This window comes from Stenotrophomonas sp. ZAC14D1_NAIMI4_1 (assembly GCF_003086775.1).
Lineage (GTDB): Bacteria > Pseudomonadota > Gammaproteobacteria > Xanthomonadales > Xanthomonadaceae > Stenotrophomonas.
Window position 1 is genome coordinate 463,123 of the sequence record NZ_CP026001.1, and the last position, 15,714, is coordinate 478,836.

A 15,714-nucleotide genomic window follows, 5' to 3' on the forward strand; every position below is an offset into this window, starting at 1 on the left:
ACGGTCGGCACCTACCGGGCCAGCGGTGCCATCTTCCACAGCAACGCGCGGAACGGTGCCAGCAGGCACACGCCGATGGCCAGCTTCACCGCCAGGTCGCCTGCGGCCCAGCTCACCCACGGCAGCGCAGAACCGGCGAAGGCGATCGACCAGAAGATCGTGGTGTCCACCGTCGCGCTGCAGGTGGTGGCCACCATCGGTGCGCGCCACCAGCTGCCACGGCGCAGGCGGTCGAAGACCGTGATGTCCAGCAGCTGGGCCACGATGAAGGCCGAGCACGAGGCAATGGCGATGCGCGGGGTCGCCACCCACACCGACAGCACCACTGCCACCAGGAAACCGATCCACGCCACGCGGCGGGCCGGGCCCGGGCCGAAGCGGCGGTTGATCAGGTTGCTCACCAGGAACGCCACCGGGTAGCTGAACGCGCCCCAGGTCAGCCAGTCGTTGATGGGGTACTGCACCAGCACGTTGGACAGCAGCACCACTGCGCCCATGGCCAGCACTGCCAGCACGAGCGCGCGCGGGGTCAGCGGGGCAAACACAGGGTCAGGACGCACGGACATGGCGAGCCAGGGGAGGACGAGGGAATCGCCCATTATCCGCCCGGTGGCCGGCAAAGCCAAAACCGCCCGTAACCTGGTGGCGGGAGCGAAGGGGCTGCCGGCCAGCGGCCGGCACTACCCCAGCGACAGGCGCGCGTGCACTTCCGCCGCCACCCGCGCGGTTTCGCGCAGCGGCTCGATACGGTCGTACTGCCAGTCCAGCCAGCGCGCCTGCAGTCGCCCGCGTTCATGCAACTGGCGCTGGAAGCGGGCCAGCCGCCCCTGCGCGGTGCCGGCCAGGGCCACCATCACCGGCATGCGCGTGGCGCTGGCTTCAGAGAGCAGGTTCACCGAATCCGGCGATACCACCACACGGTTGGCCCAGCCCAGCAGGCCGGCATACGGGTTCACCCCGTCGCCGCCGTCGCCCCAGATCACATGCGGCAGATGCGCGAACTTTGCGCGCAGGATCTCGGCCAGCGCCGGCGGCGTGCGCCGCGAGGTGGTGGCCAGCAGGCTGCCGCCTTCGCTGCGGATCTGCTCGGCCAGTGCGTCGAACACGGCCACCATCGCCGCCTCGTCCCACGGCGCCAGCGGTGTCGGCCCGCCCACCAGCAGCGCGGTGCGCGGGCCGGGCAGGGTGCTGAAACCGGCAAACGCCGCACGGCCCCAGGCCAGCCAGTCATCGTCCACCGGGTTCAGGCTGCCGACCAGGGTCAGCACGTTGCTGCCACGCAGGGCATCGTGTTCGGGCACCACCACCAGATCCCAATGGCGCGAGGGCAGGCGCGGGTCGAGGATCTGCACCGTGCGGCTGCCGCGCGCACGCAGCACGCGCAGCGCACCGGCGGCCTGGCGGCCACAGCCGATCGCCAGCGCAGGGGCCTGCGCGGCCAGTTCGGCGAAGTCCTCGCCGTAGCCGTTCACATCCCCGGGCAGGCGCCGCGGCGAGAGCCAGCGCCACGGCGCACGGGGCTGCAGGACCAGCGGGCGGTGGGTGCCCTGGCGCAGCGCCGAGGCCAGCGCGACCGCCTGGCGGACATTGCCGGCACGGCCGTCAGTGACCGTCCACGGCGCGCTCGATCGTTTCACCATTGGCATTAATTCGTTTCAGCCCTGCTGGGTGTTGCAACAGTCGCGACACTCTACACTCCTGATCGTCGTTTCGCCCCGCGTCGCCCGCGGGCACTCACTCCCTTTTGTTGCCCTGGAGATCCACCGATGTCCCACGCGCTCGACGCTGCTGCACTGGACCAGCTGTTCCGCACTGCCCGTACCCAGAACGCCTTCCTCGACAAGCCCGTGGAAGACGCCCAGCTGCACGCCCTGTACGAGCTGGTGAAGTGGGGCCCGACCGCCGCCAATGGCAGCCCGGCGCGCTTCGTGTTCGTGAAGTCGGCTGAAGCCAAGGCCAAGCTGGCCCCGGCGCTGTCCGAAGGCAACCACGACAAGACCCTGGCCGCACCGGTCACCGTGATCGTCGCTTTCGACCAGGACTTCCACGAGAAGCTGCCGTACCTGTTCCCGCACACCGATGCCAAGGCCTGGTTCGACGGCCCGCGTGAAGGCCGCCACGAAGGCGCGTTCCGCAATGGCAGCCTGCAGGGCGCCTACCTGATCCTGGCCGCACGCGCGCTGGGCCTGGATGCCGGCCCGATGTCCGGCTTCGACAACGCCAAGGTCGACGAAGCCTTCTTCGCCGGCACCAACATCAAGTCGAATTTCCTGGTCAACCTGGGGTACGGTGACCCCTCGGGCCTGTTCCCCCGTCTGCCGCGCCTGTCGTTCGACGAAGCGGCGCGCATCGCGTAAGTCGCTGTATCGGTTTCGGGCCGCCGCCTTGGCGGCCTCTGCTGCACCTTGTACCCACCCTACGATTCCGGAGAGTTCCTCAGATGAGCGCCACCCGTAAACTGCTGCTGCCGCTGGCCCTGACCCTGGCCATCGCCGCCTGCTCCAAGCCGGCCGACACCGCTGCCCCGGCCGCCGATGCTGCCGCCCCGGCGGCCACCGAGCAGGCTGCCGCCACCCCGTCGGCTGACGCCGCTGCCGCCGCCCCGGCCGCCGAAGCGATCCAGATCGCCTCGGGCACCTACAAGCTCGACCCGAGCCACACCGACGTGCTGGCCCAGTGGAGCCACTTCGGCTTCTCGCACCCGAGCGCGCACTTCGGCAACGCCGAAGGCACCCTGGTGTACGACGCCGCCGACGTGACCAAGTCCACCGTGGAAGTGAAGCTGCCGCTGAGCGGCCTGAACAGCTTCACCGCCAAGTTCGACGAACACCTGAAGAGCGCCGATTTCTTCGACGCCGCCAAGTTTGCCGATGCCACCTTCAAGAGCACCAAGGTTGAAGCGGCCGGCACCAACAAGCTGACCGTCACCGGCGACCTGACCATCAAGGGCATCACCAAGCCGGTCACCCTGGACGTCACCGTCAACGGCGGCGGCGAGCACCCGATGGCCAAGGTCCCGGCCGCCGGCTTCGATGCAACCACCACCCTGAAGCGCAGCGATTTCGGCGTCGGCGCCTACGCCCCGAACGTCAGCGATGAAGTGAACATCCGCATCACCACCGAAGCGACTGGCGAAAAGCCGGCCGCTTGATGTAACCCGCTCACTCGTCGTGAGAAGGCAGAAGGCCCGCTGAAAAGCGGGCCTTTTTTTTTGGGGGGATGGGCCTGGGCGGGAACCCTGCTTTGGGGCGGGCCTGCACGGAACCCTGCTTTGGGGCGGGCCTGCACGGAAACCTGCTTTCGGTCAGGTCTGCGCGGGAACCTGCTTTCGGTAGAGTCGACTGTTAGTCGACTGCTCTTCGCGGTGCGCCAAGATCCCGCGCTGCGCGCGTTAGTCGACTAACAGTCGACTCTACCCCGTCGTTGCTTCCAGAACCCCGCCGGGACATCCGCAATCCTGCCTGCCAGCGGCCGGCACTACCGCCCTCAGCGCAGCGCAATCAGCCACGCCGCGCAGGCTTCGCTCGGGCTCTGCTTGGCCTTCACCGTCATGCCGCTGGCGCGCGCGAAGGTCTGTGCGGCCTGGGCCACCACGTTGCGGGCAATCAGCGCAGCCTGCTTGGTGGCCGCCTGCTGCTTGCGCAGCTGCACGATATGCACCGACGGGCGCCCCGCCGGCGCGTACTTCTGGTCGCGGCGCAAGATGTCGGCCACCTGGGCCACTTCGAATTCGGCCTGCAGGAAACGGTGCTCGGCCTCCAGCAGCTCGCGCAGCGGTGCGCGCAGGGCGGCCGGGTCGGCGAAGGCGTCCAGGGCCGTATCGCAGGCCGCGTCATCGGCAAAGCGGGTGCGCAGCTTGTCGACGCCAGCCAGGGTCAGTTTGCCCATGGAGGGCCTCACAGGTGCAGGGAAGGAGCGCGATTGTGGCAGAGAACGTTGCAACGCGTTCCTGTAGCGCCGAGCCCAAAGCAGCCGGGCATCGGCGCGGCCCTACAATGGACCGCTGTTTCACACCACGGAAGGCAACACCATGCAGGAAGCACAGTATTGGTTGAACGAATTCTGGGCCGGGTTGAGCGTGTTCGACCTGGCCCTGGGCAGCGTGCTGGGCACGTTGCTGGGGCTGCTGGCCGGCCTGGGCCTCTGGTATGCCCTGCATCGTCGTCGCTGGCTGCATCGGCAACGGCGCTGGCACCACTGGCTGCTGGCCAGCTACATGGTGCTGCTGCCGTTGGGCACGGCGTTCTTCGGCCTGCAGTTGGGGTTCACCGCCGGTGCACACCGCGCGCTGCTCAAGCAGCTGGACCACTTCCAGCCGCACTTGCAGACCCTGGTGGGCACGTGGAGCCACGGCTTCACCGATTCGCTGGATGACCCGCGCATGCGCGAGGCGCTGCGCAGCCAGGGCACGGTGGGGGATATCGCCGATGCAGTGGCGTCGGCCTACCTCAGCGAACACCCGCTGCCGATGGCCGACCGCCTGGGCGAGGGCCAGATGGGGCGCGCCAGCGGCTGGGTCATCGGCAAGGTGCGTGAAGGCGTGCTGCGCGGCCTGGTGGAAGACACCCTGGCGGACAAGGCCGGCGTGGTGGGCGTGGAGCCCAAGGTCGTGCGCGAGGCGCTGACCATGCAGGTGGACGAGCTGCTGCACACGCGCGGCGTGGTGCGGCTGGTCAAGGCGCAGATCAACGGCATGATGCCCGGCGTGTACTTCGGGCTGCTGCTGCCGTGGCTGGCCATCGTGCTGCTGATGGGGCTGGAAATCTGGGCCGCGCACCGGTTCGGCTGGGTGCGCCGGGCAATGCCCAGCACGGTAGTGCCGGCCGCTGGCCGGCAACTGCAGGATCCGGCTGAGGGTTGATGAGGTTGCCGGCCAGCGGCCGGCACTACCTGGTTCTCACCCACCGAGCCTCAATCGCCGTCGGTTCCGTCCGGGTGCGCCGGGTAGCGCCGCCCTTGTAGAGCCGAGCCGATGCTCGGCTTGCCGGTAAAGCAGCCGAGCATGGGCTCGGCTCTACAGGGCAGGCAGTGCGGACCAACGGTCCGCACCCACCCCAAGCGACATCAATCGCCGTCGGTTTCGTCCGGGTGCGCCTTCCAGTAGCCGGTCGAGCGGATCCAATCGCGCGGCATGCCCAGGTGGCCTTCGATGAACTTGCGCATCATCCGCGCGCGGCGCGATTCGGTGGCGATCCAGTAGAACGTGTCGCCGTCGGGCGCTTCGAAGTCGGTCAGCATGTCTTCCAGCAGCGTGCTGCTGGCCGCCGGGAAGCCATTGCGCTCCAGCCAGTGGATGCGCACGTTCTCGTACTGCGGCAGGTCCTGGCGCTCGTCCTCGTCGCTCACTTCGATGTACGCCTGCACCTCGGCGCCATCGGGCAGCACGTCCAGCCAGCGGGCGATGGCCGGCAGTGCGGTTTCATCGCCAATCAGCACGTAGGCGTCGTAATCGTCGGCCACCACGAACGAGCCGCGCGGCCCGCCGATGGCCAGGCTGTCGCCCGGCTGCGCACGCTCGGCCCACGGCCCGGCAATGCCCTGGTCGTGCAGCACGAAGTCGATGGCCAGCTCGCCGGCCTCGTGGTCCCACCAGCGCGGGGTGTAATCGCGCGCCACCGAGTGCTCCTTGCCCTCGGGGTAGCGCGGGCCTTCGGCGGTCATCACCGGCAGCACCATCTCGCCGCTGCTGTTGGGGAAGAACAGCTTGATGTGGTCATCCGGGCCGGGCGAATCGAAACCGGCCAGATCGGCGCCGCCCAGCACCACGCGGCGCATGTGCGGGGTGACAGTCTCGGTGCGCAGCACGGTCAGCTGGCGGAAGCGCACATCCAGGCGCAGGCGCGAATTTTCATGTTGGGTCATTGCAGTACCTGTGCAGGTAGGCGCGCGGGGTCGCGCGCGTGGAAGGGGGGAACGACCTGGCGGGCGTCAGTCTGGCTCGGTCGGGGTAACGGGGTAGGGGGCATCGCCCAGCGCGCCGTTCAGCAGGGCAGACGCACGCGACAGCTGCGCGGCCACGGCTTCGGCCTCGCCTTCGCTCCAGCGGCCGTGGTGGCGCACCAGCGCCTGCTTGAACTCGCGCAGGGCGGCGGCCAGCGGCGGCGGCAGCGAGGCCTTGGTGATCTCGCGGGCGCGGTCGAAGGCGCGGCGCTGGGCCAGCCGCACCTGGGTGCGCTGCACCTTCAGCTCGAACTCGCCCGCGGCGGTGATGCGGAACACCCGGCGGCCGTCCTCTTCTTCCGAGGCCACCCAGCCGGCCTGCTCGAAGCTGGCCAGCAGCGGGTACATGGTGCCGGCGCTGGGTGTGTAGGCCTGCATGAACAAGCCGCTGATGTGCTGGATCAGCTCGTAGCCGTGGCGCGGCTGTTCGCCGATCAGCGCCAGCACCAGCAGGCGCAGGTCGCCGCGGCTGAGCACGCGGGGCTGGCCGTTGCGGCGGGGAACGGCGGGTGCATCGTCTTCCTTGCGCACCTTGGCGGTAGAGGTCCGGGCCATTTCGATATATCGGTAACGAGTGTGCAAACGATATATCGATAAGCCGAGCCGGACAAGTACGGTTTCGGCCAGACCGATGTGCGGTTTCGGCCACGGGGCCAGGCAGGGCAAGGGCACAGGGCAGGGCGTGCGCGCGCTGCAGGCCACCATTGCGTGGCCCGGCATCCGTGCCAGGCCACGCAACAGCGGCTGCGGGGGTGCCCCGGTGCTCCGGGGCGGGCAGACAAGCGGCGAACCGCGGGAAGGGGCCTGCTCGCGGCCAAAGTGCGCACCTGCGGCCGCCCCGGTCCAGAGCCAGACGCGACGGGTTGTCAGAAATTCAGCCGCGCACCGTCAGGCAAGCCTTACCCGGGGCCCGGGCTGCCCCACTACGGTCATCCGTGGCGGTAACACTGCGTCCTGCACGTGGACGCAGCTGGCCGGAAACGACAGCCGGCGCAGGCCGATACGGCGGAAAAAACAGAGGGTTGCGGCCGCCTGTCCCGCCCCCCGCTGGCCCGGGACAGGCCTTGCGGACACTGGCCGCCTGCATCCATACGGCAGCGTAGCCAAACGACGAAAGCCCTTGGTGCGCTACACTTTGCGGTCTAGAAATCTATACAACAGTCGCGCGCGTGCGTGCGGTAATGGGAGCGCTAATGAACTGGTTGAACGAAGTGCTGAACAACGACACCAATCCTGTGGAAACCCAGGAGTGGATCGAGTCGTTGAAGGCCGTTATTGATGTCGAGGGCCCCGAGCGCGCGCATCAGCTGCTGGAAGGCATGGTGGAACTGACCCGTCGTTCGGGTGCGTACCTGCCGTTCTCTCCCACTACCGAATACGTCAACACCATCGATCCGCAGCTGGAGGCCAAGAGCCCGGGCAACGCGGAACTGGAATGGCGCATCCGTTCGATCATCCGTTGGAACGCGATGGCCACCGTCGTGCGTGCCAACCGCAAGCCGGGCGACCTGGGCGGCCACATCGCCTCCTTCGCCTCCGGCGCCACCCTGTACGACGTGGGCTTCAACCACTTCTGGCGCGCCCCGAGCGACAGCCACCCGGGCGACCTGCTGTTCATCCAGGGCCACAGCGCCCCGGGCATCTACTCGCGTGCCTTCCTGGAAGGCCGCATCAATGAAGAACAGCTCGACAAGTTCCGCATGGAAGTGGACGGCGGTGGCCTGTCGTCCTACCCGCACCCGTGGCTGATGCCGGACTTCTGGCAGACCCCCACCGTGTCGATGGGCCTGGGCCCGCTGGCCGCCATCTACCAGGCGCAGTTCATGCGCTACCTGGAAAACCGTGGCCTGATCGAGAAGTCCGACCGCAAGGTGTGGTGCTTCATCGGCGACGGCGAGAGCGACGAGCCGGAAACCCTGGGTGCCATCGCCCTGGCCGGCCGTGAAGGCCTGGACAACCTGATCTTCGTGGTGAACTGCAACCTGCAGCGCCTGGACGGCCCGGTGCGCGGCAACGGCAAGATCATCCAGGAACTGGAAGGCGTGTTCCGTGGCGGCGGCTGGAATGTCATCAAGCTGCTGTGGGGCGGTTACTGGGATGCCCTGCTGGCCAAGGACACCAATGGCGTCCTGAAGAAGCTGATGATGGAAACCGTCGACGGCGAATACCAGAACTGCAAGGCCTTCGGCGGCGCGTATACCCGCGAGCACTTCTTCGGCAAGTACCCGGAAACCGCTGCGATGGTCGCCGGCCTCAGCGACGACGACATCTGGCGCCTGAACCGTGGTGGCCACGACCCGCACAAGGTGTACGCCGCCTACCACCAGGCCGTGAACACCAAGGGCATGCCGACCGTCATCCTGGCCAAGACCGTGAAGGGTTACGGCATGGGCAGCGCCGGTGAGGCCCTGAACCCGACCCACCAGACCAAGAAGCTGGACGACGAAGCGGTGCGCCACTTCCGCGACCGCTTCAACATTCCGGTGACCGACGCGCAGCTGGCCGATGGCCAGGTGCCGTTCTACCACCCGGGCCCGGATTCGCCGGAAGTGCAGTACCTGCAGGAGCGCCGCAGCGCCCTGGGCGGTTACCTGCCGCAGCGCCGCCGCAAGGCCGACAAGAGCTTCAATGCACCGAAGCTGGAAACCTACGAGCGCCTGCTGAAGAGCAGCGGCGAGCGCAGCTATTCCACCACCATGGCCTTCGTGCAGAGCCTGAACATCACCCTGCGCGACAAGGAACTGGGCCCGCACATCGTGCCGATCGTGGCCGACGAAGCCCGTACCTTCGGCATGGAAGGCCTGTTCCGCCAGATCGGCATCTACGCGCCGTTCGGCCAGAAGTACAAGCCGGTCGACGCCGACCAGCTGATGTTCTACCGCGAAGACCAGAGCGGCCAGGTGCTGCAGCAGGGCATCAGCGAGCCGGGCGCCATCAGCTCGTGGATGGCCGCCGGTACCAGCTACTCGGTCAGCAACGTGCCGATGCTGCCGTTCTACATCTACTACTCGATGTTCGGCTTCCAGCGCGTGGGCGACATTGCCTGGCAGGCCGCTGACATGCGTACCCGCGGCTTCCTGCTGGGTGGCACCGCCGGCCGCACCACGCTGAACGGTGAAGGCCTGCAGCACGAAGATGGCTTCAGCCACCTGGTGGCCGGCGGCATCCCGAACGTGCGCAGCTACGACCCGACCTTCGGCTTCGAAGTGACGGTGATCCTGCAGCACGGCACCAAGGCCATGATGGAAGACCAGGTAGACGAGTACTACTACCTGACCCTGATGAACGAAAACTACACCCACCCGGAAATGCCGGAAGGTGCAGCCGAAGGCATCGTGAAGGGCATGTACCTGCTGACCGACGCCGGCAAGCCGAAGAAGGGCGACCTGCGCGTGCAGCTGCTGGGTTCGGGCACCATCCTGCGTGAAGTGATTGCCGCCGCCGAGCTGCTGGACAAGGACTTCGGCGTGACCGCCGACATCTGGTCCTGCCCGAGCTTCAACGAGCTGCGCCGCGATGGCTTCGATGCCGAGCGTGCCAACCGCTTCCACCCGGAAGGCGAACAGCGCAAGGCCTACGTGACCGAGCTGCTGGAAGGCCGCCAGGGTCCGGCGATCGCCGCCACCGACTACGTGCGTGCGTATGCGGACCAGATCCGCGCGTTCGTGCCGATGTCGTACACCGTGCTGGGTACGGATGGCTTTGGCCGTTCGGATACCCGTGCGAACCTGCGTCGCTTCTTCGAGGTTGACCGGTACTACATCGCGCATGCCGCGATTGCGGCGCTGGCTAAGGACGGGAAGATGACCGGGAAGGACGTGGCCCGGGCGATCAAGCAGTACAAGATTGATCCGGAGAAGGCTAATCCTGTTGGGGTTTGATTAAAATAATTCAATGAACCGAAAAGAGGCGACTTTAATGTCGCCTCTTTTTTTAATACTGTCAGCCACAGGGGGTGGGGAGATGGATCTCAAAGAACTGATTAAGTGGGTCGGTGATCTACGTGAAGCGGCAGCTAATGATACATATCTAGCTATCGCAATAATGCTGTTACTAATTTTTCTTGTGGCAACTTCGGTGACCGATTTCTGCAAAGTCATCGCAAAGGGCTTTGGGGCGCTGCACCGAGCATTTGGCACGGTCGCTGAAGGTATAAGAGGCGGCGTAGCTTATAAAGAACATATCCAGAGACGGAAGCAATTCCTATCCGTCATAAATTCCGACCTCGCTGCTATTGGTAAGGCCGAGGCTTGGAACGATCAGAATTTCACTGACTTAGAAGCTGAAGTTCAGATCGATGGCGGCTACTACGCATCATTCATTCACCGTATAAGAAAGCGTCGCTCACACGGACAGAGAAGAGAGACCTCACTGATAGGTGCAATTGATGGTAGCGCAGAGCGATGCTTGCTCCTCACTGGCGACCCGGGCGCTGGTAAAAGCGTGGCGCTTCGTCACTTGGCGGTTCAGATGATAGAGCGCGCGCGTCGCTCAAAGAAAATGTATGAGCCGATCCCGCTCTACATTAATTTAAGAGAACTAGAGATCGACGGGGAGATAGATGCAACTCGAGTGAAGAACTTCGTTATCGACAATGTCCGAAGAGGAGATGCGGACACTGCTGACTACCTGAAGGAGAATTGGAGAAGCTTCAACGAGAATGGCGGATGGTTCTTCTTATTTGATTCGTTTGATGAAATTCCGGAAGTTCTTCATGCGGCCAATGAAGACGCACAAGTTGAGAAGTTCGGTAGAGCTATTCAGCAATTCATGGACGGGCTGGGGCAATGTCGAGGTGTTCTCGCTTCCAGAGAATATAAGAGTCCAAAGGGGATCGTCTGGCCAAAGCTGCGAATTTTACCCCTAAGCGAGTTGCTGCAAGAAGAATTGATTTCAAATACCTTTCTTTCGAAGGAGCAGAAGAGAATTTCGCTCCGAGCACTCTCAACCTCGCGTAGTTCCACCTATAGAAATCCTCTATTCTTGACTCTTCTCTGTCGCTATGTGAGAGAGCACAGCTCTGCGCCTAAGAATGAGCATGAACTGCTTTACCGTCACGTAGAGTCACTTTGTCATCGTGACGAAGAATACGTAGAGGGGCGATGGGGGCTGACTCCTGGGCAGATGAAAGAAGGTGCGGCAAAGCTATCGCGAATCTTCGCGTTTGCACCCGAGATGGGGCTTTCTCCATCCATCGATGAAATAAACGCTTACTCAAAGAAGAGTGGGATCCTTGGTGATAGCACTGAGAAAATTATTGAAGCTCTCACGTATGTAAAGGTCGGGCGGATGGATGTCGCGAATGCCTCAAGAAAAGAGCGGCGATTTGCTTTCTCCCACAGGCGCTATCACGAAGCAATATTTGCAAGATTTTTAACGGAGAACCCGACCGTAATTGACGAGAATGAGCTTCTCTCAAATCCGCGCTGGCGCGAGTATGTGGTGGCGATTCTTCAATCTATCGATCTAGACAGGGAAACCCCTCTGGTGGCGCAAGTCGCCAAGTTGCTGCGTTTGAAAATTGCCGGGGTAAAGCTCCATGAGGAACGTGTCTCAGGCTTCTTGACGCGAACTCATGATTGGCGGAATGATGTGTTGTTACATCTTCTTAAAATTATGGTGGATGTAAAAACATTCAATCCTTCGCGGGCGTGGGAAGAATCCGAAGATGTGGTTGAGAAGCTGTTCGCTCCTCTTTGGAGTAGAGGCGATCTTTTTGATAGGCTCATGATTATTAGGCTTGGCGGGGCCGGGCGTGCAGAAGCTCATTCCTCACGGATGGAATATGCCCGTCAGTCAGGTGTTGGATCTTTGCAGGAGGAGGCGATATCGTCTTGTCAATTCGCAACACTGCCAAGTGTCGAGGCCGCGGAGTGGATAAGAGAAAGAGTCGCGCGAAAGATCGCTACTGCGACAAAAAATATGGATGCGCTGAAATGGGAGGCGCTATCAGCCGAGCTCCCTCCGGCATATGAAGTGGCCGTTTGCGTGGACCGAGCGAAGTCTCTACGCAAGCAGCACAGCTACGCTCGAGCGCTAGTCTTTCCAATGCGGATTGTGGAAAGACTGGGTGGGCTGATGCGTCGAAATCCTCTGGAGGAGAGGTCTACTTATGAGAGATTTAAATCCGTTATGCTTGCGGTAAATATGGCCCCTGTAATCTCGGTGGCGGCTTTCTTTATGTTCTCTGAGCGAGCGGAGCTTCCCGCCTACGTGCACTTAGCGGCGCTGGGATTGCTACTCGCCTGTGCGACAAATCTCTTAGTCACTCATATAAGAATTCAGAAAATTTCGCTTTCACGGAAAATATCTTTCCGAGATGCGGTGCGTTCATTCTCTGTAGACTACAGGACGCTTTTGCTGTCATCTGTAACTTTTGCCATGGTGGTCGGCGTAATCCTTTTGCCGGGCCTATTTGCACTTTGGCTGTCTAAATATGTAAATGTTCTAGATGGGCTAAAGGATTTTGAGGTTGTAACATTGGGATCGGTAGTCGGTACGGCACTTATGTCTGTAGGCGGCATGCGGTTCATATGGTGGATGGAGTCCCGTGCAATGAAGCAGGCGCGGGCAGTTTTAGCAACCAGAAAGACGCTTAGATCTGCAGTGATTGCGAAAGCTGGTCGAGGTCATATATTCGAAATTTGCGCCGAGGCGACAGCTCAACAGAATATCGCTGACCCTGACTTGAGGAGGACTATTACGCTGCTCTCCGAAAAGCTGCTGGCGCGGTCAGGAAATCAAGGAGTTCGGTCCGATATGGCCGACTCGGATGTCGCGTCTGGTGCTTCCGTGCTTCTAACTGAGTTTAGTAAGCGTAAAGCGGTGCTGAGCACTTAAGTCATGTGTCGAATTGGGTGGGGCGATCCTCTGCGTTAAGAGGATCGCACATCTGTACTTTTGAGAAATGCGGATAGTCGCTTTCTCTTATTTTCTGACGTTGACGTCCTCCACTTTTAATCCACCTAGTATCGGCAAGATCCAGTGGCCATTCGACACGTCGCGGCAGGATGGCGTCGGGCCTCGAACTTGTATCGGACTTCGCCCAGTCGGCTTCTGCGACAAAAGTTGTCTCGAAAGGGGCGCTTTCGCTACGATACGCTGCGGAGCGTAATGTAACGGATTAAACCTAATATGGGGCGCATCAACTCATCGATCGAAATGGATGGATTTCGGATCGGTTCCGAGCACTCTCGTCAAGATGTCGCCCAACTGGGCGGGCTGCCTGTTCCAACGGAAATTTATGGAACACCCTGGGCCGACGGCATCCTGGAGCTCGGGAACGCCGTGTTGCTGTTCGTCACACTCGAGAAGGAAGGGGAGGCCAGCTATCTCGACGTCTTCGACGGCACCGACTTCTACTGGGAAAGCCAGAACAGGAACAGTCAAAACTCCCCGATCATCCGGAGGATCTCCGGCGGCTCGCCCACTTATCTGTTCGCGCGGATGAGAGCAAAGGTCCGCGGCGCCTCCAATGCGGTCCCATTCGTCTACTGCGGAAGGCTCGACTTCGTGGCGATGGACGGGGAGCACCCTGTTACATGCCTGTTCGCTGCGGTCGACATTGAATCCGGTCATGGCGATAGCCTGACCGAGATCCTGCAGTGGCGCCCTAGCCTCTCTCCAAGCGAGTTCTCTGCGCGCCAGGTACGGCTGAAGAGTGACGGAAAGATTCTGCCGCCAGCGGCTGCATGTTCCTTCGCTACCGCTACGCCCACTGTTGCGACTGGCCCGCTCACCTACGAAGTCGTGCTCACCGATGGCGCCATACGCAACGGCTACATCTCAGTGGACCCCAATTGGTCAGGCTTCGATGCAGCCATGCTCGGCCGTCCAGATGTGGCGTCAGGAAGAGAAGCCACTTTTACGTTCTCAGATGGCTATCAGATCACCTCCGACCTGCGCGCCAGTGGACCGGGCTCAGCCCGAATCCGCGCAAGGGTTGCGCCTGCCTTTAGACGCCTAGGGGTAGCGGCAGGCGATTCGCTGCTCATCATTCAAGAAACAAATGGGCAGTATCGAATTGAGGCGCGCAAGGGCAGCCGAGACACGTTCGAGCTCGGCTATGTACGTCTGCGCGAGCGCTTCCTAGCACGATTCCCCGGATTCACCGGCTTCTCTAACGACCAGCGCCTGTTGCGGGAAACCAGCTACAAGCGGCAGTTGGTAGAGCAGTACGGGGCGATCCTGCGTCCGGCCCTAGTCAGTAAGCAGCCAGACGAAGTGTGGTCTGCACTGATCAAGCTCCTGCGAGTACGTGTCGGTGCTGAGAACCCGCAGCCTCAGAATGTCGTCGGTTGGAGAATCGTCGCGCAGTTGGCCGAGTTGTCAGAGGACGACCGAGTATCGCTGGGCGACGCCGTTCTTTCACTGCTTGCAGGCCAAGGCGGCGTCGCCGCGCTGGAAGCCTTCAACGAATCCTCGTCCAACCTGAGTCCGCCATTACAGGCTGCTGGCCAGCGCTCGCTCTCAAGCCTCCTGCTCACGCTCGAAGATTCCGAGCGCTACTTCTTCATCAAGACGGGCCAGATGCGCCGCGCCCTGGGGCTGCTCGATCCCACCTTCGACTTCCGCAAGGGCGGAATGACTGGCGAAGAGTGGGAGCGCATCCGTGTGCTGTCTCGCCGCCTCGCCGATCGGCTGTCGGAAGACGGCTGGCCGCCCGCAGACATGATCGATGTTCAGTCCTTCCTCTGGGTAGCCATCGCCTATGAGCAGGGCGACGGTGCAGAGGCTGAGGAACAAGAAGATGAAGCTGTGGAACAGGATGACGACATGCCGGTGATGCACGCTCCCTCCAACACCATCCTCTATGGCCCGCCCGGTACCGGCAAGACCTACGGTGTGGTGGATAAGGCTCTGGAGATCCTCGATCCGGAGTTGCTGGCTGCCACCAAGGGCCAGGGTGCTGGCGCGCGTGCCACGCTTAAGCAACGCTTCGATGCGCTGCATGAAGAAGGGCGTATCCGCTTCGTCACCTTCCACCAGAGCTTCGCTTATGAGGACTTCGTGGAGGGCCTGAAAGCGCGTGCAGGCACAAGCGGTGCGCTCGAGTATGGCGTCGAGAACGGGGTCTTCCTCGAACTCTGCATCGATGCGCAACATAGCGACCTGCCCTACGTGCTCATCATCGACGAGATTAACCGGGGCAACATTGCCCGCATCTTCGGCGAGCTTATTACCCTCATTGAGCCCAGTAAGCGGCAGGGCATGGGTGAAGCGTTGTCCGTTCGCCTGCCGTACTCCAAGCAAGACTTTGCTGTGCCAGCCAACTTGCACCTCCTTGGCACCATGAACACTGCGGACCGCTCGCTGGCTGCGATGGACGTAGCACTGCGCCGGCGCTTCCGGTTCATCGAGATGCCGCCCCAGCCGGAGCTCCTTGATTGGGACGTCGACGGTATTCGCGTGGGTGAACTGTTAAGGACGCTAAACACTCGTATCGAAGTGCTGCTCGGCAGGGACCACCTGATCGGCCACGCCTATTTGATGGGCGCTAAGGATCTTCCGGGGCTGGCTGAGGCGTTCCGCTTGCGCATTCTGCCGCTGCTACAGGAGTACTTCTTCGAAGACTGGCGTCGCATCGCTTGGGTGCTGAACGACGATGCTAAGCCCCAGGGTGAGCGCTTCTTGCGCCAGCGCGAGCTGCAGTTGAATCGTCTGTTCGTCCCGGAGGCTCAGCTCGCGCCTGACACTGCCAACTGGTACATCCATGAGGCAGCGTTCGAGCAGGCAGCCAGTTACAGGGGAATTCTCGTCGGCCAGGCGGACTGA

At 62.7% G+C, this 15,714-nt stretch carries 11 protein-coding genes; 6 read left to right on the top strand and 5 right to left on the bottom strand.

Features of this window, described 5'->3' with window-relative positions; genetic code table 11:
* Positions 1-11 precede the first annotated feature (11 nt).
* The gene (locus C1927_RS02095) at positions 12-566 is read right to left on the bottom strand and encodes a queuosine precursor transporter (RefSeq protein WP_079220403.1); all 555 of its coding nucleotides are present in this window, start codon (positions 564-566) and stop codon (positions 12-14) included.
* Positions 567-680: 114 nt separating this feature from the next.
* Positions 681-1,640, bottom strand: a complete 960-nt coding sequence (locus C1927_RS02100; protein ID WP_079220404.1) for a mitochondrial fission ELM1 family protein — start codon at positions 1,638-1,640, stop codon at positions 681-683.
* Positions 1,641-1,766: 126 nt separating this feature from the next.
* Here C1927_RS02100 and C1927_RS02105 point away from each other — a divergent pair, with 126 nt between their 5' ends.
* Entirely contained in the window at positions 1,767-2,357 is a 591-nt protein-coding gene (locus tag C1927_RS02105) for a malonic semialdehyde reductase (RefSeq protein ID WP_108745798.1), read from the top strand.
* An 83-nt stretch (positions 2,358-2,440) separates the two neighbouring features.
* Positions 2,441-3,151: a YceI family protein gene (locus C1927_RS02110; RefSeq protein WP_079220406.1), complete on the top strand. Its 711-nt coding sequence runs from the start codon at positions 2,441-2,443 to the stop codon at positions 3,149-3,151.
* A gap of 335 nt (positions 3,152-3,486) precedes the next feature.
* Here the strand turns inward: C1927_RS02110 and C1927_RS02115 are convergent, their stop codons facing one another.
* Positions 3,487-3,888 carry a hypothetical protein gene (locus tag C1927_RS02115; RefSeq protein ID WP_108745799.1) on the bottom strand — a complete coding sequence of 134 codons (402 nt, stop codon included), beginning with the start codon at positions 3,886-3,888 and terminating at the stop codon, positions 3,487-3,489.
* Positions 3,889-4,030: 142 nt separating this feature from the next.
* Between C1927_RS02115 and C1927_RS02120 the strand changes: the two genes are divergently transcribed.
* Positions 4,031-4,861 carry a hypothetical protein gene (locus C1927_RS02120; RefSeq protein WP_108745800.1) on the top strand — a complete coding sequence of 277 codons (831 nt, stop codon included), beginning with the start codon at positions 4,031-4,033 and terminating at the stop codon, positions 4,859-4,861.
* 203 nt (positions 4,862-5,064) lie between these two features.
* Here the strand turns inward: C1927_RS02120 and C1927_RS02125 are convergent, their stop codons facing one another.
* Positions 5,065-5,862 carry a siderophore-interacting protein gene (locus C1927_RS02125; protein WP_108745801.1) on the bottom strand — a complete coding sequence of 266 codons (798 nt, stop codon included), beginning with the start codon at positions 5,860-5,862 and terminating at the stop codon, positions 5,065-5,067.
* Positions 5,863-5,928: 66 nt separating this feature from the next.
* On the bottom strand, positions 5,929-6,495 hold the full coding sequence (locus C1927_RS02130) for a PadR family transcriptional regulator (protein WP_108745802.1): 567 nt from the start codon (positions 6,493-6,495) through the stop codon (positions 5,929-5,931).
* A 638-nt stretch (positions 6,496-7,133) separates the two neighbouring features.
* On the opposite strand from C1927_RS02130, the gene aceE reads away from it, so the two are divergent.
* The 3 genes from aceE (at position 7,134) to C1927_RS02145 (ending at position 15,714) form a co-directional block, all read left to right on the top strand.
* The gene (gene aceE / locus C1927_RS02135) at positions 7,134-9,821 is read left to right on the top strand and encodes a pyruvate dehydrogenase (acetyl-transferring), homodimeric type (RefSeq protein ID WP_108745803.1); all 2,688 of its coding nucleotides are present in this window, start codon (positions 7,134-7,136) and stop codon (positions 9,819-9,821) included.
* 82 nt (positions 9,822-9,903) lie between these two features.
* Complete coding sequence (locus C1927_RS02140; protein WP_159095271.1) at positions 9,904-12,780, top strand: NACHT domain-containing protein; 2,877 nt, start codon at positions 9,904-9,906, stop codon at positions 12,778-12,780.
* Between the two features lie 294 nt (positions 12,781-13,074).
* Positions 13,075-15,714 (top strand): AAA family ATPase, encoded by a 2,640-nt coding sequence (locus C1927_RS02145; RefSeq protein WP_254051527.1) that lies wholly within the window; start codon positions 13,075-13,077, stop codon positions 15,712-15,714.

Coding starts and splice junctions, on each gene's coding strand:
- C1927_RS02095 (WP_079220403.1), bottom strand. CDS start 566: ATGTCCGTGCGTCCTGACCCTGTGTTTGCCCCGCTGACCCCGCGCGCG.
- C1927_RS02100 (WP_079220404.1), bottom strand. CDS start 1,640: ATGGTGAAACGATCGAGCGCGCCGTGGACGGTCACTGACGGCCGTGCC.
- C1927_RS02105 (WP_108745798.1), top strand. CDS start 1,767: ATGTCCCACGCGCTCGACGCTGCTGCACTGGACCAGCTGTTCCGCACT.
- C1927_RS02110 (WP_079220406.1), top strand. CDS start 2,441: ATGAGCGCCACCCGTAAACTGCTGCTGCCGCTGGCCCTGACCCTGGCC.
- C1927_RS02115 (WP_108745799.1), bottom strand. CDS start 3,888: ATGGGCAAACTGACCCTGGCTGGCGTCGACAAGCTGCGCACCCGCTTT.
- C1927_RS02120 (WP_108745800.1), top strand. CDS start 4,031: ATGCAGGAAGCACAGTATTGGTTGAACGAATTCTGGGCCGGGTTGAGC.
- C1927_RS02125 (WP_108745801.1), bottom strand. CDS start 5,862: ATGACCCAACATGAAAATTCGCGCCTGCGCCTGGATGTGCGCTTCCGC.
- C1927_RS02130 (WP_108745802.1), bottom strand. CDS start 6,495: ATGGCCCGGACCTCTACCGCCAAGGTGCGCAAGGAAGACGATGCACCC.
- aceE (WP_108745803.1), top strand. CDS start 7,134: ATGAACTGGTTGAACGAAGTGCTGAACAACGACACCAATCCTGTGGAA.
- C1927_RS02140 (WP_159095271.1), top strand. CDS start 9,904: ATGGATCTCAAAGAACTGATTAAGTGGGTCGGTGATCTACGTGAAGCG.
- C1927_RS02145 (WP_254051527.1), top strand. CDS start 13,075: ATGGGGCGCATCAACTCATCGATCGAAATGGATGGATTTCGGATCGGT.